The sequence below is a fragment of the Pelosinus fermentans DSM 17108 genome (assembly GCF_000271485.2).
Taxonomy (GTDB): Bacteria; Bacillota; Negativicutes; order DSM-13327; family DSM-13327; genus Pelosinus; species Pelosinus fermentans.
In genome coordinates this window covers 4,831,086-4,854,482 of sequence record NZ_AKVN02000001.1, presented here as the reverse complement: position 1 = coordinate 4,854,482, position 23,397 = coordinate 4,831,086, and the positions used below count along the sequence as shown (strand labels likewise).

The following is a 23,397-nucleotide window of genomic DNA, read 5'->3' as shown; positions in this document are numbered from 1 at the left end:
CAAAAGAAAATGAAGATTGGATTTATTGGACTTGGAATTATGGGAAAACCTATGAGCAAAAATTTACTGAAAGCTGGTTATGAACTGATTGTTGTGGATCGAAATCAAGCTGCGGTGGATGAAGTCGTAGCAGCAGGAGCCAAGAGCTCTGCCACTGCAAAAGCAGCAGCAGAGCAGGCAGATATTATCATCACCATGCTGCCAAACTCACCTCATGTAAAAGAAGTTGTTTTAGGTGAAAATGGTATACTTGAGGGAGCTAAGAAGGGGGCTACCTTCATTGATATGAGCTCCATTGCTCCTTTGGTAAGTCGTGAATTGGCAGCAAAACTTGCTGAGAAGGGAGTAGAAATGTTAGATGCTCCCGTAAGCGGCGGCGAACCTAAAGCGATTGAGGGTACCATGTCTGTGATGGTTGGCGGCAAGCAAGAAGTATTTGACGCATGCTATCCTGTAATGAAGGCCATGGCTGGATCTGTTGTACGGACCGGTGAAGTGGGTGCAGGAAACGTGACAAAACTTGCTAACCAGGTCATTGTTGCCCTAAATATTGCAGCAGTTTCAGAGGCATTGGTATTAGCCAGCAAAGCAGGGGTAGAACCGGATTTAGTATACCAGGCAATCCGCGGCGGTTTAGCTGGAAGTACGGTTCTAGATGCTAAGGCACCTCTTATGATGGACCGTAAATTTGATCCGGGATTTCGTATCAACCTTCATATTAAAGATTTAGCAAATGTATTGGAAACATCCCATGATATGGGTGTTCCGCTGCCTCTGACTGCAGCGGTTATGGAAATGATGCAGGCTCTTAAAGTAGATGGCATGGGGGATGGAGATCATGGCAGTTTAGTACGATACTACGAAAAGATGGCTAAAATTGAAGTGAAACGCTAACCAATGAAATGTGGCAGCCTCAATATAGGATTTAGGCTGCCCTTTTGAATAGTAGCGGAATTTATGAGTCGTAAAGGAAATACTACAAAAAATAAAAAAACAACGAACCGCGAAGATCACGAAGGAATACAAAGGACACGAAGGAGATATTATGGCTACTTCGCGTTCTTCATAGCTTTTGTTACTTCGCGGTTCAAAATGTTTTGTTTTTAGAACGTATAAGGTTTTCTTATTTCAGCATAGATAGATAGTAAATAGGAGAATAAACTATGGAAATTAAAAAAGGTGGAGTTGTATCAAAACTATTAGCGGATGTAGCGATTCCTAAAATGTTTCGTGCAAAACAAATATTCCCAAGGCCAATTATCATGCCAGAAGAAATACCGGGTATTATTTTTGCAGAATTATCGAAAGAAAAAATTAAAAGTTTAATCAAACCGGGAATGAATATAGCAATTACTGCAGGCAGCAGGGGTATTGCAAATGTAGATGTAATTACGAAGGGAATTGTAGATTTTGTAAAATCAAAAAATGCAAATCCTTTCATTGTTCCAGCTATGGGAAGTCACGGTGGAGCAACAGCAGAGGGACAGATTGAAATTTTAGCAGGATATAATATTACAGAAGAAACAATGGGATGTCCCATAAAATCCTGCATGGACACAGTTATACTGGGATATTCTGAATTAGGAAAGCCTGTGTATTTAGATAAAATAGCTTATGAATCAGACGGGATTATTGTTTCTTGCCGATTAAAACTTCATAATGCGTTTCGAGGTAAATACGAAAGCGGCCCTTGTAAAATGATGGTAGTTGGCTTAGGGAAGCAAGAAGGTGCGGAGAGTGTTCATAGTGATGGTATGGGAAAAATTGCAGAGAATTTACCTGCCAACGCGAAAGTCATTCTTGACAAAGCCCCTATTTTGTTAGCGATTTCTTGCATGGAAAATGCATATGATGAAACCTGTAAAATAGAAGCCATTCACAAAGATGATATTATGGCTAGAGAGCCAGAATTATTAAAATGGGCCCATACGAATATGCCGCAGCTTATTGTGGGAGAGGCAGATGTGCTCATTGTAGACGAGATTGGCAAAAATTATAGTGGCACTGGGGTAGATCCGAATATTACAGGAACATTTTCTACGGATTATGCAACAGGCGGCTTACAGGTTCAAAGAACTTGTATGTTAGATATCACAGACTGTTCTCATGGAAATGGATTAGGCACTGGTTTATCGAGTGCAATTACAAAGCGATTATTTGATAAGTTAGATCCTGAAAAAATGTATCCTAATTGCTTAACAAGTACTGTATTAAAGTCAGCAGGGATTCCGATCGTTGTAGCAACGGATAAAGAAGCCATTCAATTATGTATACGGACTTTAAATAATGTAGACAAGGAAAGGGCAAGGATTATTCGTATAGAAAATAGTCTTCATATTGGTCATATTATGCTATCTGAAGCTTATTATGAGGATGTTATTCATGGGAAATACGCAGGTCTAGAAGCTGAGGATGAGCCAAAATATATAGAATTTGACGAGGACGGAAATCTGATGACTTCTATCTTTCTGGACTAATAAAAATAAAGGAGGCGATCGGATTTAGAAATTCTTACAGAAATTGAATTGGCTAAGCGCTGTGAGATACCAACAACGTTAAAACAAATTGCAAATTTATCCAAGGAAGATCTGGAAAAGGCTGCCGAAGCTTCGGCTAAAGCTACCGCGATGGCTTGTATGGCTTTCCCGGTTTCTGCACAAATGGTCATAGATGCTATGGCACGAGTGGATCGCTTGGCTATTCAATCCTAGAGACCTTGTTTCAATAAGACCTTAAGACTCTTTACCCGTTCCTTTTCATAAAGAGGGACGGGTTTCATCTGCCTTTTTTACCCAATAAAAAATGGATTAGTTAGTGGCTTCATGAAAAGCAGGATTATTTCATATAATAATGAATTATAGTCAAGTATTGAATGAATTTCTTAATATACGAAATATGGAGTGAGGTACAATGACTGTCAACAAAGGATTATTAAATAATAGTATTACGAAGGCGATCACCATATTAAACTGCTTTTCTTATGAAAAACCTAGATTGCGTTTAAAAGATATTAGCGATATAACGGGAATCAATCAGCCGACTGCCTATCGTTTGCTAAATACACTAAAAGAGTTTAATTTCATAGAACAGCATGAAGGAAATTACTTATTAGGTAGGGGATTTCTAAAGTATGAGGGCATCGTTCTTAATTCTATGGAAATAAGACGTATTTGTCTTCCTTATCTTGAGGAGTTATCAAATAATCTAAAGCTAAATGTGAACCTTGCAGTACTTGATGGGAATGAAGTAATCTATGTTGCCAGAGCGGAAACTCCTTACTGTATGTACGGTTATTTTCATATTGGAATGCGGCGGCCCATTTATTGTACTGCTTTAGGGAAAGTTCTAGTTTGTAAATCTCCTGAAATTATCAGAGAGGTTTTTAAACGGGAAGTGAATCGATATACGTTGCATACCATCACTGATGAGGAGATTTTTGTCAAAGAAATTGAGAAAGTACGTTTGCAGGGATATGCAGTAGATTTAGAGGAGTGGAACAATGGAATTAACTGTATTGCGGCTCCCTTGTATGATGCTGCGGGGCAAGTCATTGCAGGTATTAGTATTTCAGGGCCGACAAGTGTGCAGCCGTTAGAGAAACTAATGGAGTATGTACCCATTTTGATTGAATATTCGAATCGGCTCTCTGCTAGGATGGGATCAAGGGGCGGCTGGTAAAGAGGGAGAATACTATATCTTTAGTTTAGATATTACTACATATTGAATATGACAAAATAATACAAAGCACTTGTTGAACTTTCAACAAGTGCTTTGTATTATTTTGTCTTGCACAGTGTATGGAATTCAATTTGTCGATAATATTACTTATATTTAGAAAAATTTAATTATTTTAAAAAATAGAAGGAATATTTACATATTGAATAGAATATCATTAAAAAAGAAATTATATTTCAATATATGAAATTAAATACATAAAAATGAAATATAAATAAGGCGGCTATTATCAATCGATAAAAAGAATAGTAACAATGGGGGGGATGATTATCGCAATAACAAATAGCAGAGTGAAACTTAGTTTTTAAATGAATAAACCATATTAGAGGAGGATATTATGAACAATTCTACTAAAAAGACCAATGTTCGCTGGTTAGTTGTAGCCGTCTTGTTTTTTATTACCGTAATCAATTATGCAGATCGTGCCACTATTTCACTTGCTGGTCCAGCCATAGCAAAAGAATTAAAAATGGATTCTATAGCAATGGGTTATATCTTTTCTGCCTTTGGTTGGGCATATGTTATTTTTCAATTGCCTGGAGGGTATTTTTTAGATCGATTTGGCTCAAAAAAGGTATATGCCTATAGTATTTTCTTCTGGTCTTTATTTACATTATTTCAAGGATTCGTTGGTTTTCTTGCTGGAGCCACTGCAATTATGACGCTTTTTGCTTTGCGGTTCATGGTTGGAGTTGCTGAGGCACCCTCTTTTCCAGCAAACAGCCGGATTGTTGCGGCCTGGTTTCCAGCGTCTGAGCGTGGTACTGCATCAGCTATTTTTAATTCGGCCCAGTATGCTGCTACTGTATTTTTCGCGCCGCTGATGGGATGGCTTATTCATAATTTTGGCTGGCATTATGTTTTTACGGTTATGGGCGTAATCGGCATCCTCTTCACATTGGTATGGAACAAGCTGATTCATAATCCTAAGGATCATCCGATGATTAATAAAGCTGAGATTGATTATATTGCACAAGGTGGCGGCTTGGTAGATATCGATCAATCAAAAAAAGATATTTGTACGCAGCAAGGAGCTGATATCCAGTGTGAAACAGGTCAAGCTAAAAAGGATAGCAGTCAAGGTGAAGGACCTAAGCTTCAATATATAAAAGAACTGCTAAAGAATCGTATGATGGTAGGCATCTACGTTGCCCAATATTGCATTAACGCCATTACCTACTTCTTTATTACTTGGTTCCCGGTTTACCTGGTACAGGCCCGGGGCATGACGATCCTCAAAGCCGGTTTTGCTGCATCTGTACCAGCGATATTTGGTTTTCTTGGTGGTATTTTAGGTGGACTTTTATCTGACTTCTTGTTGAAGAAGGGGTATTCCCTTACTGTTGCCAGAAAAGTGCCGATTGTACTGGGAATGCTATTATCCATGAGTATGCTTGCCTGCAACTATGTGGATGTCCATTGGATGATTATTGCGATCATGGGTTTAGCCTTTTTTGGTAAAGGACTTGGGGCGCTTGGATGGGCGGTTAACTCCGATACAGCGCCAAAACAAATTGCTGGTTTGAGTGGCGGGCTGTTAAACACCTGCGGTAATCTTTCTAGTATCACCACCCCAATTGCAATTGGCTATATTATTCAATCAACAGGATCTTTTAATGGTGCCCTTATCTATGTTGTACTCCATGCATTTATAGCCATTGTCAGCTATCTGTTTGTTGTTGGAGAAATTAAACGGGTTGAACTTAAATAAAAGGAGGCTTAATACATATGAATAATACAGTAAACGGCGGTACTTATTCAGGTACACCAATTATTACAGAAATGAAAGTCATACCCGTGGCCGGTTATGACAGTATGCTGCTGAATCTTTGCGGTGCACACGGTTCCTTTTTTACCCGAACCATCGTAATACTAAAAGACAACCTGGGACATACGGGTGTAGGTGAGGTTCCAGGGGGAGAAAGTATTCTTAGAACCTTAGAAAAAGCAGAGCAGCTTGTAGTAGGACAGTCAATAGGCTTATATAACAATATTCTCAACAATATACGTCAGCAGCTATTAGGAAAAAATACAGCAGGACCGCAATCTACAGTACATAAGGTAACCTCTGCTGCTGAAGAGGCTGTGCTAAAGCAACCCCATGAAATCAATTTACGTGCCGATAATGTTCTTACGGGAATCGAAGCTCCATTGCTTGATTTGCTGGGGCAGTTTCTAAATGTGCCAGCAGCATCACTGCTGGGGAGCGGGCAGCAGCGGGATGCTGTGAGAACCCTGGCTTACTTGTTTTACGTTGGTGACCGTACAAAAACGGATTTACCTTACCTTAGTAATCTTAATGAGAAAGATGATTGGCTGCGCTTGCGTCATGAAGCAGCGTTAACGCCTGAGGCCATTGTCAGACTCGCCGAAGCGACAACTGAGCGCTATGGAGTTAAAGATTTTAAACTAAAAGGCGGCGTGATGAGCGGTGACGAGGAAATGGAAGCTGTGGCTGCCCTTGCCAAACGTTTTCCTGAGGCACGCATCACTCTTGATCCCAATGGTGCCTGGTCATTAGATGAATCCATCCGTTTATGCAGGAATAAACACAATATAATGACATATGCAGAGGATCCTTGCGGCCCTGAGAATGGCTATTCTGGTCGGGAAATTATGGCTGAATTCAGACGTGCTACCGGTATGCCCACAGCGACTAATATGATTGCCACTGATTGGCGGCAATTGGGACACTCAGCGAATCTTCATGCTGTGGATATCGTCCTGGCCGACCCTCATTTCTGGACGATGCAGGGATCAGTACGTGTTGCACAGCTGTGCAATGAATGGGGATTGACATGGGGATCTCACTCTAATAATCATTTTGATATTTCCTTGGCTATGTTTACCCATGTAGCAGCTGCTGCTCCTGGTAATATTACCGCTATTGATACGCATTGGATCTGGCAGGAAGGTCAGGAACATCTAACGAAAGAACCGTTTCAAATTGCAAATGGATTGATTCAAGTACCGAAAAAACCAGGTCTTGGCGTAGAAGTGGATATGGGGCAAATCGAAAAAGCAAATCAACTGTACAATAAAATTGGTCAAGGTGCCCGTGATGATGCCATGGCGATGCAATATCTAATCCCTGGCTGGAAGTATGATCCTAAACGTCCTAGTATGGTACGCTAAATAAATTAAGGGTGGGGAAATAATGAAGCCAATTAAAAATAAAGCAGGATTTGCGCCAAGTGGAATCATTCCAGCGGTGATAACCCCTCTTACTGCAGAAGAAAAATTTAACGAAAAAGCCATGCGGAAGCTGGTCAATTATCTAATTAATGGTGGCGTTCATGGATTATTTATAACCGGGACAACCGGGGAATTTTATGGTCTAACTCCTGAAGAAAAGAGGGAAATCATTCAGGTTACCATGGATGAAGTACAAGGCAGAGTTCCCGTCTATGCGGGAACTAACGGAATCACCACTCGGGAGAGTATCATGCTGACTCAATTAGCGGAAGAATGTAAAGTGGATGCCGTATCAGTTTTAACACCGATGTTTGTTACTCCTAACCAAGAGCAGCTCTATAAACACTATAAAGATATTGCGGCAAGCACATCTCTTCCTGTCATACTCTATAACAATCCACCTAAAACAGGTGTGAATCTTGCGCCTGCCACAGTAGCAAAGCTGGCCGAAATACCAAATATCGTGAGCATCAAGGATTCCAGCGGTGATTTGACTTTGACCGCTGAATATATCCGTTTGACCCAAGGCAGAGAGGATTTCTCTGTTCTCATGGGAAGGGATACTCTGATCTATGGAGCACTTTTATATGGTGCTACTGGTTCCATTGCATCTTGCGCCAATGTGGCACCAAGACTGTGCGCGGACATCTATGAAAAATATATAGCAGGCGATCTAGAAGGATCACTCAAAGCTCAGTTTGCCTTAGCACCTTTGCGAATTGCCTTTTCGATTGGTACTTTTCCTGCTGTGATTAAAGAGTCACTTATCTTATTGGGGATTGAAGCCGGACCATGCATGGACCCAGCTGGGGCGATGACCCATAGTGAAAGAGAGCAGCTTTCTAAGGTGTTAATAGAGATGGGACTGTTAAAATAACGGATAGATTTAGGGATGGGATAGTCCGAAGATCGTAATGATAAGGAGTGATGTTATATGGATCAAAACAAGAAGGAAAACAGTTCGTCTGCGCCCATTATTACTGAAATGCAAGTGATTCCTGTTGCAGGCCACGATAGTATGCTCTTAAATCTCAGTGGTGCCCATAGTCCTTTTTTTACCCGGAATATCGTGATACTAAAAGACAATGCAGGTAACACAGGCGTTGGAGAGGTTCCAGGAGGGGAGCGCATTCGCCAGACATTAGAAGATGCGCGGGAGTTGGTCATTGGCAAATCGATTGGTGTTTACAACAATATTCTTAATACCGTGAGACAGAGTTTTGCAGACCGGGATTCTGCTGGACGAGGATTGCAAACTTTCGATTTGCGCATTGCCATTCATGTTGTCACGACCTTGGAAGCTGCACTACTGGATTTGGTGGGTAAATTTCTAGGCGTGCCCGTTGCCGCATTGCTTGGTCAAGGTCAGCAGCGCAAGGAAGTGGAAATGCTGGGGTATCTGTTCTACGTTGGCGACCGCACCAAAACCGATCTACCATATTTGAGTAATCAGGATGCAAAGAATGATTGGTACCGACTGCGCCATGAGGAGGCATTGACTCCGGAGGCTGTTGTCCGGCTGGCTGAAGCTACTCATGAGCTTTACGGTTTTAATGACTTTAAGCTAAAGGGCGGTGTGCTAAGCGGCGATCAAGAGATTGAAGCGGTTACGGCGTTGGCTGAGCGTTTCCCAAAAGCGCGTATTACCATTGATCCGAATGGTGCGTGGTCCTTGGACGAAGCAATTCGATTATGCAGCAATAAACATCACGTATTAGCTTATGCTGAAGATCCTTGTGGAGCTGAGAATGGGTATTCTGGGCGTGAAGTAATGGCTGAGTTTCGGAGGGCGACAGGGCTGCCGACTGCTACCAATATGATCGCTACTGATTGGCGTCAGATGGGGCATACTATTCAGTTACATTCGGTGGATATTCCTTTAGCTGATCCTCACTTCTGGACCATGCAAGGTTCAGTGCGAGTTGCCCAGATGTGTCATGAATGGGGATTAACCTGGGGCTCCCATTCGAATAATCACTTTGACATTTCTCTGGCAATGTTTACCCATGTGGGAGCCGCTGCGCCTGGAAAAATCGCAGCTCTAGATACTCACTGGATTTGGCAGGAAGGTCAGGAACGTTTGACTAAAGAGCCATTTAAAATAGTTGGTGGAATGGTAGCTGTTCCTGATAAGCCAGGTCTGGGAGTCGAAGTAGATATGGTGCAGATTGAGAAAGCACACAAACTCTATGTGGAGAATTGCTTAGGTGCACGGGATGATGCTATGGCGATGCAGTATCTGATTCCAAACTGGAAGTTTGATAATAAACGTCCTTGTCTGGTTCGCTAAGGAAAAGGTAAGAAGTAATACTGGTAACTTGTAATTTAAAAAAGCTGGAGGAGTCAAGAAAATGAGAATTGGATTTATTGGACTAGGAATCATGGGTAAGCCTATGAGTAAAAACTTACTTAAGGCTGGCTATGAACTGATTGTTGTAGATAGGAACCAACAGGCTGTTGATGAAGTGGTAGCCGCAGGAGCCAAGAGTGCAGCTACAGCTAAAGAAGCAGCCCAGCAGGCTGATATTATTATTACCATGCTGCCGAACTCACCACATGTAAAAGAAGTAGTTTTAGGAGAAAATGGTGTACTTGATGGGGCAAAACAAGGTACTGTTTTCATCGATATGAGTTCCATTGCTCCTTTGGTAAGTCGCGAATTAGCAGCAAAACTTGCTGAAAAAGGCGTGGAAATGTTAGATGCTCCCGTAAGCGGCGGCGAACCCAAAGCGATCGATGGTACCATGTCTGTAATGGTTGGCGGCAAGCAAGAAGTATTTGATACATGCTATCCTGTAATGAAGGCCATGGCTGGTTCTGTTGTACGGACCGGTGAAGTGGGTGCAGGAAACGTGACAAAACTTGCTAACCAGGTCATTGTTGCCCTAAATATTGCAGCAGTTTCAGAGGCATTGGTATTAGCCAGCAAAGCAGGGGTAGAACCGGATTTAGTGTACCAGGCAATCCGCGGCGGTTTAGCTGGAAGTACGGTTCTAGATGCCAAAGCACCTCTTATGATGGATCGTAAATTTGATCCGGGATTTCGTATCAACCTTCATATTAAAGATTTAGCGAACGTATTGGAAACATCCCATGATATGGGTGTTCCGCTGCCTCTGACTGCAGCGGTTATGGAAATGATGCAGGCTCTTAAAGTAGATGGCATGGGCGATGGGGATCATAGCAGTTTAGTAAAATATTACGAAAAGATGGCTAAAGTTGAAGTAAAACGCTAGGATTGCTTCGCTGACGCTCGCAATTGACAAAGGACGGGAAGAACGATTTAACCGCAGAGACGCAGAGGACGCTGAGGGGGATTTTTAACCTTATCTATCTTTTCTCTGTGTCCTCTGTGCCTCTGCGGTTCGGCATCTTTACTTCGTGTTCTTCTTTCTCTTCGCATCTTCGCGTTTCAAAAATGTTTTATTTCTCCCGTCTATTTCTGTGTTCTCTGCTCCTGGTGTGGTTCGATTTTGTTTTATATGTTCAGCCAGAATAGAATAAAAAGACAAAGATGCTGAAAAAACTTACTTATTTACTATTGAATTATTTGATGTGTTGTTTTATAATAATACTTACAGCAAATGTACTTGCTACAACTACATATGTTTTCCGGATGAAGTTTGCGGGAGAGTGGCTTAATAGCCCGCCGAAGGAGTAAAACTCTCAGGCACTCGGACCACCGAGTAGAACCGTAAATGGACGGGACTCTGGAGAGACTCTTATACAGGGCGCCGAAGGTGAAACACAGCAATTATATTGCTGACAAATCTCTCAGGCAAAAGGACAGAGACAAATTCGTAATATACGGGGATGATTTAGATCTCTTTATATTGTGATGCTGAAAACGCTTTTAGCGTATTCATTTGTTTATCCAGAGTCAAATCACTTAGTGATTTGACTCTTTGTTTTTTGCTGCTTATTTTTTCATTGATAAATAAGCAGCAAAAGAATCACTCTCACCTAGTCTGACGTGTCTTTGCCGTAGGAAGCATCCAGAGTGCATTAAAGGTGTATTTTGTGCAGTTACATGATTAAAAAGGGAGACGATGATATGAGAAAATCGGGTTTTAAACTTGTGGTGGTATCTCTAGTGGTTTTAGTATTAGCAGGAATGTTGACAGGTTGTGGTGATTCTGCTTCCAAGGATATTAAAATTGGTGTTTTGAATGAAATGACTGGCGGTAATGCTACCATGGGTACCTCATCTGCCAATGGTGCCAAAATGGCAATTAAAGAGGCCAATGAGAAAGGCGGTATTCTTGGAAAGCAAATTCAGGCTGTGATTGCTGATAATAAAAGTGAACCTTCTGAGTCAGCCAACGCGATGACCAAGCTTGCATCTCAGGATAAAGTTGTAGCAGTAACGGGTATTTTTGCGAGCTCTAACGCAATTGCCACCTCTAGTGTGGCAGAGGCGACTAAAGTTCCCTTTGTTGCTGTAGGTGCGACAAACCCTAAGGTAACAGTGGATGAAGCAAGTGGTAAAGTTAAAAATTATACTTTCCGCGTGTGTTTTATCGATCCCTTTCAAGGCACAGTGGGTGCCAATTTTGCGTTGAACACGCTGCATTTGAATAAGGCTGTCATATTAGTAGATAACAGCAGTGATTATAGCAAAGGATTATCTACCTTCTTCAAAGAGGCCTATATAAAAGGCGGCGGGAGTATTTTAGCGGAAGAAGCGTATTTGCAGAAAGATCAGGATTTCAAGACCATCTTAACCAAAATAAAAGCGATAAATGCTGAAATTATTTATATTCCCGGCTATTATGAAGAAGTAGGAAAAATTGTGAAGCAAGCCCGAGAAATTGGTATTACGGTGCCAATACTAGGGGGAGACGGCTGGGACTCACCAAAACTAGTGGAGGTTGGAACTAGCGCAGCACTAAATAATACCTATTTTACCAACCATTATTCGGTGGATGATACCAGTGCTACTTCGCAAGCTTTTGTAGAAGCATATAAAAAACAATATGGCCAAGTGCCGGATGCGATGGCTGTACTAGGCTATGATGCGGCAAATATCATTATTGATGCCATTAAACGCGCCAATAGCCTTGATCCAGAAAAAATTCGTGAAGCCTTGGCTGGGACAAAAGACTATCCAGCAATAACAGGGAGCACAACATTAAATGCTACTCATGATGCAGTAAAAAGTGTTGTAATTATTGAAATGAAAGATGGCAAACAAGTGTTTAAAGCAACTGTTAAACCTTAGTAAATCAATTTATTATAATTTCACCATCGTAATTTAAGATTGTCTAAGAACTGGAAAAAGATCATGCATTGATAGCATGGTCTTTTTTCAATTAAGGATGTATAAAAATAATTCTGCTTTTTTCACATTTCCTCTATTGGAGGCATACCATATATAAAAGATATAAAAGGAAGAAGTTTAATCGATTAAACTTTATATAGTATTTTCATAAGGAGGGATAGTGTGGAAGAGGATAGAAAATCAAAATATTGCGATGGCTGCTGTGATCTCATATTTGAAACATTGTCAGCCAATCGACCGCCTGCGATTGCTTTGTCATTTTGGCTGCAGGCCACCGCTACAGGTGAAATTTGTGGCAGAGGAAATGAAGGGCATATTCAAATAGCGGCCCAAGGTTTAATCCCCCTTGGCGTATATACGGTGTTCTTTGTTACGGATCGAGGTGTCTGGCCTGCGGCTCCTTTAGGAGTGGTGTATACTTCCGATGGTTTTGATCCCAATCGCTTAATTGTAAATAGTAATGGAACGCTGAGTTATTATGTTGCTCCACTGGATTATAATCCTCTGCGAGGGATTCCAACACCTAGCGGCTTGGCAAAGATTACAAGTGTCATCATTTCGTTTCATTCCAATCGCCTAACGAATGGAATCAGCTTAGGGCAGCCCAATCTGAATGTATTCACCCAGCTAACTGCTCCCATGTGCTCTACTCGTACTGAGTAAGAGAATGCTTGGGATAGTTATTCATAATAGAGTGCCCAGATACTATATAACAATGTTGTTATATAGTATCTGGGCACAATCTATTTTGTGATTATTGCTTGCTTTTTCTAAATAGAAAGGCATAAAATAGAAAGATAATGAATGAGTTTATAGCTCTGGCGGCACTGTAGTGTGTTTTGGGACAAGATTGCTGGCCAAGGTGATATTTTTTGTTAATAAAAATGTAAGGATGGTTAAAGAGAGGATATGTCAGATAAACAAAAAAAAGTATATGCTGTCAGGAAAGGACGCAAAGTTGGTTTATTTTATTCCTGGCCTCAGTGCCAGGAACAAATCAAAGGGTATTCGGGAGCTGAATATAAGAGTTTTAAAACAGAGGAAGAGGCAAGAGCATATGTAGCAGGAGGAGTAAAGGTCACAGTGCCGCCCTTGGTGATCGAGCAGCCTCCTGATGATATGATGCTTGCCTATGTTGACGGCAGTTACAATACTGCAACCAAAGAATATTCTGCTGGGGTCGTAATATTGTGGAAAGGAGCAGAGATTACGTTTAGTCAGAAAGACAATGATCCGGAACTTGCTGGTATGCGCAATGTAGCGGGAGAAACCATGGGTGCCAAAATTGCTATGACTTATGCGTTAGAGCAAGGGGTGCGCACCGTTGTTATTTATCATGATTACGAAGGAATCGAAAAATGGTGTACCAATGCATGGGAGGCCAAGCAGGAAGGAACTAAGAAATATAAACAATATTATGATCAGGTCGCAAAGCAGTTGGAGGTTGTATTCGTAAAGGTAAAAGCTCATTCCGGTGACAAATATAATGAACAGGCGGACCAACTAGCAAAGGCTGCGCTACAATTAATATAATGGAGGAATTACAATGAAGGATAATGGTATTGGCATGAAGCCAGGAAGGGATTTGGATATTGAAGTAGCAGTAAAGGTGATGGGTTTTATCTGGTTAAAACACCTGCTGCAATTTAGTGCAGAACTTGCTGTGAAATGGTTAGGGACAACAGCTGATGTGGAACAATCTGGTGGCGTATATGTCCCGTTAGTAAAAGAAAGCGAAATGGTGAGTTTGAAATTGCGAGAGAATTTTGATGAAGCTGTTCCGAACTATTCTACTGAAATAGACGCTGCCCAGCAGGTAGTAGAGCATATGAAGGGTTTGGGATATACATATATTTCTGAAAAGAAACTCGAGCAGGAGCAGAATCGATATTACGGCAGTTTTGTAAAAGACGGTAGAGATATTGCTGCCTCAATTGGTCATTCTTCAGAAGCAGAGGCCATAGTAAAAGCGGCGTTAGCAGCTTTAGCATAAGGCGCTTAATTCTAGAAAGTAAAGAGAACGTTAAACGCAGAGGGCACAGAGATCCGCAGAGAACACAGAGAACACAGAGAAATGCGTATTCTCTGCGTCATCGCGGTTAAAAAGGTTTAATTTTTAAAGAACGCGCAGCGCTTTTCTTATGGTGTATTTCAAGGGTGGTTAGGAGTTTATAGTTTATGATTATTTTTCACACAATTGAAAGTATCTTTAGCATTGTTTTAATGATTATTACAGGATATGTTCTTACAGGTAAAGGATGGTTTAATGAAGAGGCTTCTCAATTATTTTCCCGTATCATTACCAATGTAGCATTGCCTACTTATATGATATGGAATTTGATGAATACTTTTAATAAGGACGGGCTGCTGCATTTGGCGACTGGGTTAATTGTACCTTATTCTTCCATGTTGGTCTGTTATGCAGTTGGATATGCAGTGTCTAAGCTTTTGCGAGTAAAGTCTAACCGGCAGGGAACATTCAGATCCATGTTCTTTGTTTCAAATACTATTTTTATTGGTCTGCCAGTGAATTTGGCGTTGTTTGGCGAACAAAGTGTTCCTTATGTTTTGCTATATTATATTGCTAATACTTCTTTATTTTGGACTATTGGAGCAAGCGGCATTCGCAACGATGGTGCATCAGGTAAAGATAAGGTTTCTGCTATTGAGGTAATAAAAAAAGTGTTTTCTCCTCCTCTCTTAGGGTTCTTGCTGGCTATGGCCCTTATCTTATGTGATATCAGTTTGCCTCAATTTATTCTCGATACTTGTAAATATCTTGGGAGCATGACAACTCCTTTATCCATGCTTTTCATTGGCATTGCGATATATGGTGTAAAACTGAGTAATATAAAGGTCAGCAAGGATATGATTGCCATCCTTTTGGGACGGTTTGTGATTTCACCATTGATTGTCATGGCAATTACTTATGCAATGCCGCTTCCTCTCTTAATGAAGAAAGTATTTATTATTCAAGCCATGCTTCCGGTTATGACTCAGACTTCTATTGTGGCTAAATCCTACCAGGGAGATGCAGAGTATGCTGCGATCATGACGACGGTAACCACGATAGCGTCCATTGTGGTAATTCCAGTATATATGTTGATTTTTCAGTATTATTTTTAACCTAGTATAGTGGACGCGGAAGGTTTAAATTTAATATTTCGACTATTTTAAAAGGGTATTGCACAGCTAAATAATATGTGCTATACTCAGCTCAAGTTAATAGCAGGAAGCAATGAAGCTTACGAGTGGTTTTTAGAAACCCTTGTGAGCTTTTTGCCTTTTACCAGAAAAAAATAAGTACATGAGCAATGGGGCTTATAAACGCACTTTCGTTTATAAGCCCATCTGTGTTTTTTAAGGAGGTGATTCTATAGTATATGCGCAGCTGCCCAAAATAAAAAATGCTTTATGGATATTTGCGGTATCCATAAAGCGCGGTAATCTTTACATTCCCCAACAGACACCAGGGCTTATTCGATGTACCTAATCTTTATTATAAGTGAAAAAAATACACTTTTCAACTATAAAGATTAGGAAAGATGGTTAATAGTTTAAATTCAAGTCGTTCTCTATTTATGGAAAGAATATTTACAAATTTAGGGAGGTTTTTATTATGAGACAGATTGCTATATATGGTAAAGGTGGTATTGGTAAATCCACCACTACTCAAAATACAGTGGGTGCTTTAGCGGAGGCTGGCAAGCACATTATGGTAGTAGGCTGTGATCCTAAGGCTGACTCCACTCGCTTATTACTTCATGGATTGTGTCAAAAAACAGTATTGGATACCTTACGTGATGAAGGCGACGATATTGATTTAGATGATATTTTAAAGCCTGGTTATCTCGGTACCATGTGCGTTGAATCAGGTGGTCCAGAGCCAGGTGTAGGCTGCGCCGGCCGTGGTATCATCACCTCTATTAATATGCTGGAATCCCTAGGTGCTTATACACCAGATCTTGATTATGTATTTTATGATGTACTGGGTGACGTTGTATGCGGTGGTTTTGCAATGCCGATTCGCGAAGGTAAAGCAGAAGAAATTTATATCGTTGCTTCTGGTGAATTGATGGCTCTTTATGCAGCGAATAACATTGCCAAAGGTATTCAAAAATACGCAGTAAACGGTAAAGTAAGACTTGGCGGCATTATTTGCAACAGCCGTAAAGTTGATAAAGAATATGAGTTATTAAAAGCTTTTGCTGAAGAAATTGGCTCTCAATTGATCTATTTCGTTCCTCGTGATAATCTGGTTCAACGTGCCGAAATTAATAAAAAGACAGTTGTTGACTTTGATCCGGAATCTGGACAGGCTGACGAGTACCGTGCATTAGCGAAAGCCATTGACAGTAATACGATGTTTGTTATTCCTAAACCAATGACACAAGACAGATTGGAAGAAATCATGATGGAACATGGGTTTATGGATATGTAGTTAGCCTCAAAGACAAAAAAATATATTGGAGGAAACAATATGTTATTAATTAGAGCCATTATCAGACCAGAGAAAAAGGATGAAGTATTGGCAGAATTATCAAGAGCTGGTTTCCATGCAGCAACAGTTGTGGATGTAGTCGGTCGCGGCAAGCAAAAAGGTATTAAAATATCAGGAATTATCTATGATGAAATTCCTAAAGCGTTGCTAATGATGGCGATCCGTGATGAAGATAAAGAAGAGATGGTTCGGTTGATCTTAAAATATGCAAAAACCAGCGAGCAAGGTGCTTATGGTGACGGTAAAATTTTCATAAGTTCCATTGAAGAAGCGTATACCATCTCTAGTGGAATCCCAAGTCTATAAGAAGGAGGGAGGGATCAGGATGAAAGAAATTCTCGCCATAGTGCGTATGAATAAAACAGGCGCTACTAAAAAAGCCTTAGTGGAAGCTGGCGTAGCTGGTTTTACTGCTTTTAAAGTAGAAGGCCGCGGTAAAATAGTAAGCAACCCAACATTAATTTTGGAAAGAAAAAAAGAACTCCTTCTTATGGCTGGAGAGGATCAAACAGGGGAAGCAGAGAAACTCATTACTGATTTTTTAGTGGGTACCAGTTTGTTCCCTCGAAGATTATTTACCATTCTTGCTCATGATGAGGATGTGGCGAAGATTGTAGAGGCAATCATTCAGGCGAATAAGACTTGTAATAACGTTGGTGACGGTAAGATTTTTGTTTTACCAGTAATGGATGCCATTCGGGTTCGTACTGGAGAAACAGGAGAAAGTGCAGTATAAGGGGGTAAGGGAACATGGGAATGAATGAAGCAAAACTTCAGGAAATATTAGACCAATATCCAGCTAAAGTGCAGAAAAATCGTAAAAAACATATATTCATTAAAAGATCGGATGTAGAAAGTCAGCAAATCGAAGCCAATACCCGGACCATTCCTGGTATTATTACCAATCGAGGCTGTGCGTATGCTGGTTGTAAGGGCGTTGTTCTAGGTCCGATTAAAGATATGGTGCATATTGTTCACGGACCGATCGGTTGTGGCTATTATGCGTGGAATACAAGACGAAATAAAGCAAAATCCGACGATCCAAAACAGAATTTTATCAATTACTGCATATCTACGGATATGCAAGAAAGTGATATCGTTTTTGGCGGTGAAAAGAAGCTCAGCAAGGTAATTGATGAAGTTATGGAAATTTTTCATCCTAAGGCAATTACCCTTTCTGCTACCTGCCCTGTAGGATTGATTGGTGATGATATGGGCGCTGTTGCTAAAGCGGCAGAAGCGAAGCATGGCGTGCAAGTACTGTCTTTTAGCTGTGAAGGCTATAAAGGGGTTAGCCAATCTGCAGGTCATCATATTGCCAATAACATTTTAATGGAAAAGGTAATTGGTACCGGAGACCAAGAAGAAGCTCCTGCGAAGTTCCCGATTAATCTTCTCGGGGAATATAACATTGGCGGCGACGGCTGGGAAGTAGAGCGTATCTTAAAAGAAATCGGCTACCATGTAGTATCGGTTATGACAGGGGATGGCTCTTATGAAGCAATTAAAAATGCTCATACTGCAGAACTTAACTTGGTGCAATGTCACCGTTCGATTAACTATATTGCTGAGATGTTAGAAACCAAATATGGTACACCTTGGCTTAAGGTTAACTTTATTGGTATTCAAGGGACAATCGAATCCTTGCGCAACATGGCTCTTTATTTTGATGACAAAGAACTGACCTTGAAGACAGAGGCGGTAATTGCTAGCGAATTGGCAAGAATTGAGCCGATATTTGACCAATATAAAAAGATTTGTGAAGGAAAAACAGCTTTTTGCTTTGTTGGCGGATCCCGGGGTCATCATTTCCAAAATTTATTTAGTGAACTAGGCATTGAGACCTTATTAGCAGGATATGAGTTTGCTCACCGGGATGATTATGAAGGGCGGGAAGTGATTCCTACAATCAAAACAGATGCAGATAGTAAAAACATTCCTCACTATACAGCAGAAGCTGATGAAAAACGCTTCCGTTTAAAAGTTTCACCAGAAAAATTGGAAGAACTAAAAGCTAAAATACCTTTAGGTGAATATAAAGGCATGCGCTTTGACATGAAAGATGGCAGCATCATTGTTGATGACTTAAATCATTTTGAAACAGAAGAATTTATAAAAGTACTGAAACCAGATATTTTCACTTCCGGAATCAAGGATAAATATGTCATTCAAAAAATGGGTATTAACTCGAAGCAATTACATTCCTATGATTACAGCGGACCGTATGCTGGTTTTAATGGTGCTGTTAAATTTGCTGAAGATATCAGCATGGGATTTGCCTCACCAACTTGGAATTTTATAACTCCACCATGGAAAAATCAACCTTTACTAGAAGGAACAGTAACTGAGGAAGGAGTGGCATAGTATGTTAGATTGTACACCAAAAGATATAACCGAACGCAAAAGCGGCGGTATTATTAACCCAGCGAAAACTTGTCAGCCAATTGGCGCTATGTATGCTGCTCTGGGGATTCACAAATGCTTGCCCCATAGTCATGGATCACAAGGATGCTGCTCTTATCATCGGATGCATTTAACCCGTCATTTTCGTGATCCGGTTATGGCTTCCACTAGCTGCTTTACAGAAGGGTCATCGGTTTTTGGCGGCGGCGCTAACTTAAAAGCATCCATACAAAATGTGTTTCACATCTATAAGCCGGATGTTATGGCGATACACACCACTTGTTTAACGGAGACCATTGGCGATGATGTTTCCAGTATTATTAAAACAGCGGAAGTGGCTGAGGGGAAACTGGTGATTCATGCGAACACTCCCAGTTATGTAGGCTCCCATATCACAGGTTTCTCCAATATGACAAAAGCAATGGTTAGCTATTTAGCAGAAAGTACGTCGCCAGAGAAAAAAGAACAAGCCAATATTATTCCTGGCTTCGTGAATCCTGGAGATATGCGGGAAATAAAACGTCTGGTAGAAAGTATGGGCATTGAATATATTATGTTCCCTGATACATCAGGGGTTGTGGATTCACCGATGACAGGAGAATTTGAGATGTATCCTGAGGGCGGTACAACAGTAGAACAGTTAAAGGATACAGGAAATTCCCAAATCACCCTGGCCCTTGGTCGATTTGCCTCTAGTGATCCCGCTGATCTTTTAAACAAAGAATACAAAGTTCCTGTAGCTACCCTTAAAACTCCCATTGGAATCAAAGCTACGGATGCATTATTAATGACCTTGCGTAATAGCTTTGCCCGGGAAATTCCAAAAGAACTAGAAATAGAAAGAGGTCAGCTGGTTGATATTATGACCGACACGCATTTCCATTTTCATGGAAAAACCGTAGCGATCTTTGGTGATCCAGATATTGTAACGGGCTTAACGGAGTTTGTATTAAGCTTAGGAATGGTTCCTCTTCATGTGCTGACGGGTACGCCAGGCGGTTCGTCCAATTCTGCAGCAGGAAGCTTTGAAGATGATATTAACAGTATGCTGAAAGGTGCTGGAATTGAGGCCAATGTGAAGAGTGCGGGAGATTTATTTACCTTGCACCAATGGATTAAAAATCAGCCTGTAGATCTATTGATTGGCAATACCTATGGAAAATATATTGCCCGGGCGGAAGATGTTCCTTTTATGCGAGTTGGATTCCCGATTTTAGACAGAAGTGTTCATTCTTACTTGCCGATTGTTGGGTATCATGGTGCCATGAGACTGATTGAGATGATTAGTAACGCCCTGTTAGACAGAGCAGACAGAGATGCCAAAGATGAAGACTTTGAATTGGTAATGTAGATAGACATTTTTTAATAGTAAGGTTTAAAAAAAGATGTTGAAACGCGAAGGTCGCGAAGAAATGCAAAGCACACGAAGAAATGTATAGATATTTCTTATCCTTCAAATCTTCGCGTCTTCGCGGTTCAAACGTTTTTTATGGTATTTCTAGGAGAGGAGTGAGATGTACTATGGCTGAAGATCTTACAGGAAGCATTACAGAACGAGATGAGTTTATTGTTACGAAAGGTAAGAATAAGAAACAGCTTAAATGTGATACGGACAGTTCTGCCGGCTGTGTAAGCCAAAGAGCTTGTGTGTATTGTGGAGCCAGAGTCGTGCTCAATCCAATTACAGATGCCATACATTTGGTACATGGACCAATTGGCTGTGCCACCTATACCTGGGATATTCGCGGCAGCCTGAGCAGCGGTGCGGAATTATACCGCAATAGCTTTTCTACCGATTTAAAAGAGCAGGACATTATTTTTGGCGGCGCAAAAAAGTTATCGGCAGCAATTGATGGACTGGTGGAAAAATATCAGGCAAAACTAGTATTTGTATATTCAACCTGTATTGTCGGCGTAATTGGTGATGACTTAGAAGCCATTTGCAGCGCCGCCTCTCGAAGACATAATATTGAAGTGATACCGGTAGAGTCCAGCGGATTTATTGGCAATAAATCTGCGGGTTACAGGGCAGCAGGAGATGCGTTGCTTCGTTTGATAAAGCCCTCTGAGTCTGCAGTAATCGAAAAGAACAATAGTATTAACTATTTAGGGGATTTTAATCTGGCTGGTGAAGCTTGGATTATTCATAATTATTTACGGCAGATGGGGGTAGAATTAAACGTTACTTTTACAGGAGATTCTCATTATACAGCCTTGAAATCAGCCCCTAAGGCTAAGCTGAACATTATACAGTGCGCTGGATCGATGATCTATCTTGCGGGGAAAATGGAAGAACTCTACCAGATTCCTTATATTCAAATATCCTTTTTAGGTATTGAGGATACGGCTGCCTCATTGCGCAATATTGCAGCTGCTTTAGGAGAAGAGTCTATGATTGTCAAGGCGGAGGAGTTGATTGCTAAGGAAACAGCCAGAGTAGACAGTATTATTAAAGGTTATCGGGCTAAGCTGGAAGGCAAGAAGGCTGCCATTTTTGTTGGTGGAGGATTTAAGGCCATTTCTCTGATTAAACAGTTTAGAGAAATTGGTATTGATGTAGTGATGATTGGTACGCAAACCGGCAGAAAAGAAGAATATGAAATCATGAATGAGTTAGTGGATGACGGTACGGTGATTTTAGATGATGCGAATCCTGCTGAACTGGAAAGATTTATGATGGAAAAGGGAGCTAATCTACTAGTAGGAGGAGTCAAAGAGCGGCCTTTGGCCTATAAATTGGGGATTGCCTTTATTGATCATAATCATGATCGCAAACATCCTTTAAGCGGTTTTGAGGGTGCCGTTAATTTTGCTGAAGAAGTGTATTCTACCGTTTGTTCGCCTGTATGGAAGAGTCTTAATGCATTGGGAATGGAAAGCGGGGTGGCGAACCATGGCTGAAAAAAACAAAGAGAATATATTTTTTCGAAATGTAAACGAAAACCCCTGTAATATGTGCATGCCAATGGGCGGCATCTTAGCATTGAAGGGAATCGAACAGTCTATGGTTATTGTTCATGGGTCCCAAGGCTGTAGTACCTACATGCGCAGGCATATTGCTGAACATTTTAACGAGCCTGTTGATGTAGGATCTTCTTCTTTAAATGAAAAAGGCACCATATACGGCGGAGAAAAGAATCTCAGACAGGCTTTGGACAATATTAGGAAGGTATATCATCCTGCTTTGATTGGTATTGTAACGACTTGCTTAGCAGAAACCATTGGTGAAGACATTGAGAGAATTACGGGTCAATATCTCATTGATAATGAGATGGAAGAGTTTCCGATTGTTACGGCTTCTACGCCTGGCTATGGCGGCAGTCACTTTGAAGGTTATTTTTTTACTCTAAAAAGAATATTGATGCAGCTAACGGAAGCTGCAGAAAAGAATAACAAAATAAATATTATTATTCCCAACATCAGTCCTGCTGACATTCGTGAAATAAAGCGTATGTTAGCTCTCATGCAAATTGAATATGTATTATATCCTGATTTCTCCGATACTCTGGATCGCCCTTTCGCAAAACCTTATACCAAGATGAGCAATGGCGGGACCAAAATAACGGAGATACGGTCTATGGGTGGTGCTGCAGCGACCATCCAAATGGGAATCACCATAGAGGATGGGATTTCTCCAGGAAAATATCTGGAAGAAGAATTTGGTGTTCCTTTATACAATATAGCCATACCCATGGGTGTGGAAAGTACAGATGCATTTATCAATACTTTAGTAGAAATTACCGGTAAGAAGGTTCCGGAAAGTATTAAACAAGAACGTGGACGTTTGTTAGATGGGATGATTGACTCTCATAAATATAATTTTCAAGGAAGAAGTGTTATTTTTGGTGAGCCGGAAATGGTCTATGGGGTAACCAAAATTTGTGCAGAAAATGGCGTTTTCCCAGCAGTTGTGGCTACAGGCAGCCAAATCGGGAAGTTCAATCAATTAGTGACAGCAGCAGTAGCTGAGTGTCCAGAAGAAAGTAAGATCTTAATTGAAACGGATTTCTCTCATATTTTAGCTGCCAGTAAGGAAGGAAAAGTCAATATTGCAATTGGTCCTTCCGATGGTCGATACCTTACAGAAAAAGGTGATATTCCTCTCGTGAGGCTGGGTTTTCCCATTCATGATCGGGTAGGAGGACAGCGGCTTTTATCTGTAGGTTATACGGGTACAATGATGTTGTTAGATCGCATCACCAATACCCTGCTGGAAAACAAATATAAATCATATCGAAGCTCCATGTATGAAGAATTCTACCAGCAAGGGTAGCTGGCTGTA

At 40.8% G+C, this 23,397-nt stretch carries 20 protein-coding genes, 1 pseudogene and 2 riboswitches; all 21 genes and pseudogenes read left to right on the top strand.

The window, feature by feature from the left end; translation table 11 throughout:
- Positions 1-9: 9 nt before the first annotated feature.
- The 21 genes and pseudogenes from garR (FR7_RS22240) to FR7_RS22140 all read left to right on the top strand — a co-directional run bounded on the left by garR (FR7_RS22240) (position 10) and on the right by FR7_RS22140 (position 23,388).
- A complete protein-coding gene (garR, locus tag FR7_RS22240) occupies positions 10-894 on the top strand; it encodes a 2-hydroxy-3-oxopropionate reductase (RefSeq protein WP_007933936.1) in 885 nt (294 codons plus the stop codon).
- Between the two features lie 269 nt (positions 895-1,163).
- Positions 1,164-2,477, top strand: a complete 1,314-nt coding sequence (locus FR7_RS22235; protein ID WP_007933934.1) for a nickel pincer cofactor-dependent isomerase, group 22 — start codon at positions 1,164-1,166, stop codon at positions 2,475-2,477.
- A 48-nt stretch (positions 2,478-2,525) separates the two neighbouring features.
- Positions 2,526-2,711, top strand: coding sequence for a hypothetical protein (locus FR7_RS22230; RefSeq protein ID WP_017531447.1), 186 nt, complete (start codon positions 2,526-2,528; stop codon positions 2,709-2,711).
- 199 nt (positions 2,712-2,910) lie between these two features.
- Positions 2,911-3,678, top strand: a complete 768-nt coding sequence (locus tag FR7_RS22225) for an IclR family transcriptional regulator (protein WP_007933932.1) — start codon at positions 2,911-2,913, stop codon at positions 3,676-3,678.
- Between the two features lie 394 nt (positions 3,679-4,072).
- The gene (locus tag FR7_RS22220) at positions 4,073-5,446 is read left to right on the top strand and encodes an MFS transporter (RefSeq protein ID WP_007933930.1); all 1,374 of its coding nucleotides are present in this window, start codon (positions 4,073-4,075) and stop codon (positions 5,444-5,446) included.
- A gap of 17 nt (positions 5,447-5,463) precedes the next feature.
- Positions 5,464-6,870: an enolase C-terminal domain-like protein gene (locus FR7_RS22215; protein ID WP_007933929.1), complete on the top strand. Its 1,407-nt coding sequence runs from the start codon at positions 5,464-5,466 to the stop codon at positions 6,868-6,870.
- 22 nt (positions 6,871-6,892) lie between these two features.
- Positions 6,893-7,807, top strand: a complete 915-nt coding sequence (dapA, locus tag FR7_RS22210; protein ID WP_007933927.1) for a 4-hydroxy-tetrahydrodipicolinate synthase — start codon at positions 6,893-6,895, stop codon at positions 7,805-7,807.
- Between the two features lie 57 nt (positions 7,808-7,864).
- On the top strand, positions 7,865-9,220 hold the full coding sequence (gene gudD / locus FR7_RS22205; protein WP_007950886.1) for a glucarate dehydratase: 1,356 nt from the start codon (positions 7,865-7,867) through the stop codon (positions 9,218-9,220).
- A 52-nt stretch (positions 9,221-9,272) separates the two neighbouring features.
- Positions 9,273-10,166 (top strand): annotated as a pseudogene (gene garR / locus FR7_RS22200) (2-hydroxy-3-oxopropionate reductase); the annotation flags it as partial.
- Positions 10,167-10,546: 380 nt separating this feature from the next.
- Positions 10,547-10,622: riboswitch (glycine riboswitch) on the top strand.
- 8 nt (positions 10,623-10,630) lie between these two features.
- Positions 10,631-10,730: riboswitch (glycine riboswitch) on the top strand.
- 254 nt (positions 10,731-10,984) lie between these two features.
- Complete coding sequence (locus tag FR7_RS22195) at positions 10,985-12,151, top strand: ABC transporter substrate-binding protein (protein ID WP_007933920.1); 1,167 nt, start codon at positions 10,985-10,987, stop codon at positions 12,149-12,151.
- A 222-nt stretch (positions 12,152-12,373) separates the two neighbouring features.
- Complete coding sequence (locus FR7_RS22190) at positions 12,374-12,874, top strand: hypothetical protein (RefSeq protein ID WP_007933914.1); 501 nt, start codon at positions 12,374-12,376, stop codon at positions 12,872-12,874.
- Between the two features lie 246 nt (positions 12,875-13,120).
- Positions 13,121-13,744: a ribonuclease H1 domain-containing protein gene (locus FR7_RS22185; protein ID WP_007933912.1), complete on the top strand. Its 624-nt coding sequence runs from the start codon at positions 13,121-13,123 to the stop codon at positions 13,742-13,744.
- Between the two features lie 13 nt (positions 13,745-13,757).
- Positions 13,758-14,204, top strand: a complete 447-nt coding sequence (locus FR7_RS22180) for a BC1872 family protein (protein WP_007950885.1) — start codon at positions 13,758-13,760, stop codon at positions 14,202-14,204.
- A 185-nt stretch (positions 14,205-14,389) separates the two neighbouring features.
- Complete coding sequence (locus tag FR7_RS22175) at positions 14,390-15,337, top strand: AEC family transporter (RefSeq protein WP_007933908.1); 948 nt, start codon at positions 14,390-14,392, stop codon at positions 15,335-15,337.
- Between the two features lie 493 nt (positions 15,338-15,830).
- Positions 15,831-16,652 (top strand): nitrogenase iron protein, encoded by an 822-nt coding sequence (nifH, locus tag FR7_RS22170; protein ID WP_007933899.1) that lies wholly within the window; start codon positions 15,831-15,833, stop codon positions 16,650-16,652.
- Between the two features lie 39 nt (positions 16,653-16,691).
- Entirely contained in the window at positions 16,692-17,018 is a 327-nt protein-coding gene (locus tag FR7_RS22165; protein WP_007933897.1) for a P-II family nitrogen regulator, read from the top strand.
- A gap of 19 nt (positions 17,019-17,037) precedes the next feature.
- Positions 17,038-17,448, top strand: a complete 411-nt coding sequence (locus tag FR7_RS22160; protein ID WP_007933895.1) for a P-II family nitrogen regulator — start codon at positions 17,038-17,040, stop codon at positions 17,446-17,448.
- 14 nt (positions 17,449-17,462) lie between these two features.
- On the top strand, positions 17,463-19,076 hold the full coding sequence (nifD, locus tag FR7_RS22155) for a nitrogenase molybdenum-iron protein alpha chain (RefSeq protein ID WP_007933893.1): 1,614 nt from the start codon (positions 17,463-17,465) through the stop codon (positions 19,074-19,076).
- Position 19,077: 1 nt separating this feature from the next.
- Entirely contained in the window at positions 19,078-20,466 is a 1,389-nt protein-coding gene (gene nifK / locus FR7_RS22150; protein ID WP_007933891.1) for a nitrogenase molybdenum-iron protein subunit beta, read from the top strand.
- 170 nt (positions 20,467-20,636) lie between these two features.
- Positions 20,637-22,016 carry a nitrogenase iron-molybdenum cofactor biosynthesis protein NifE gene (gene nifE, locus FR7_RS22145; RefSeq protein WP_007933889.1) on the top strand — a complete coding sequence of 460 codons (1,380 nt, stop codon included), beginning with the start codon at positions 20,637-20,639 and terminating at the stop codon, positions 22,014-22,016.
- On the top strand, positions 22,009-23,388 hold the full coding sequence (locus FR7_RS22140) for a nitrogenase component 1 (RefSeq protein WP_007933888.1): 1,380 nt from the start codon (positions 22,009-22,011) through the stop codon (positions 23,386-23,388). Before nifE ends, FR7_RS22140 begins: the two co-directional genes overlap by 8 nt.
- Positions 23,389-23,397: the final 9 nt, after the last annotated feature.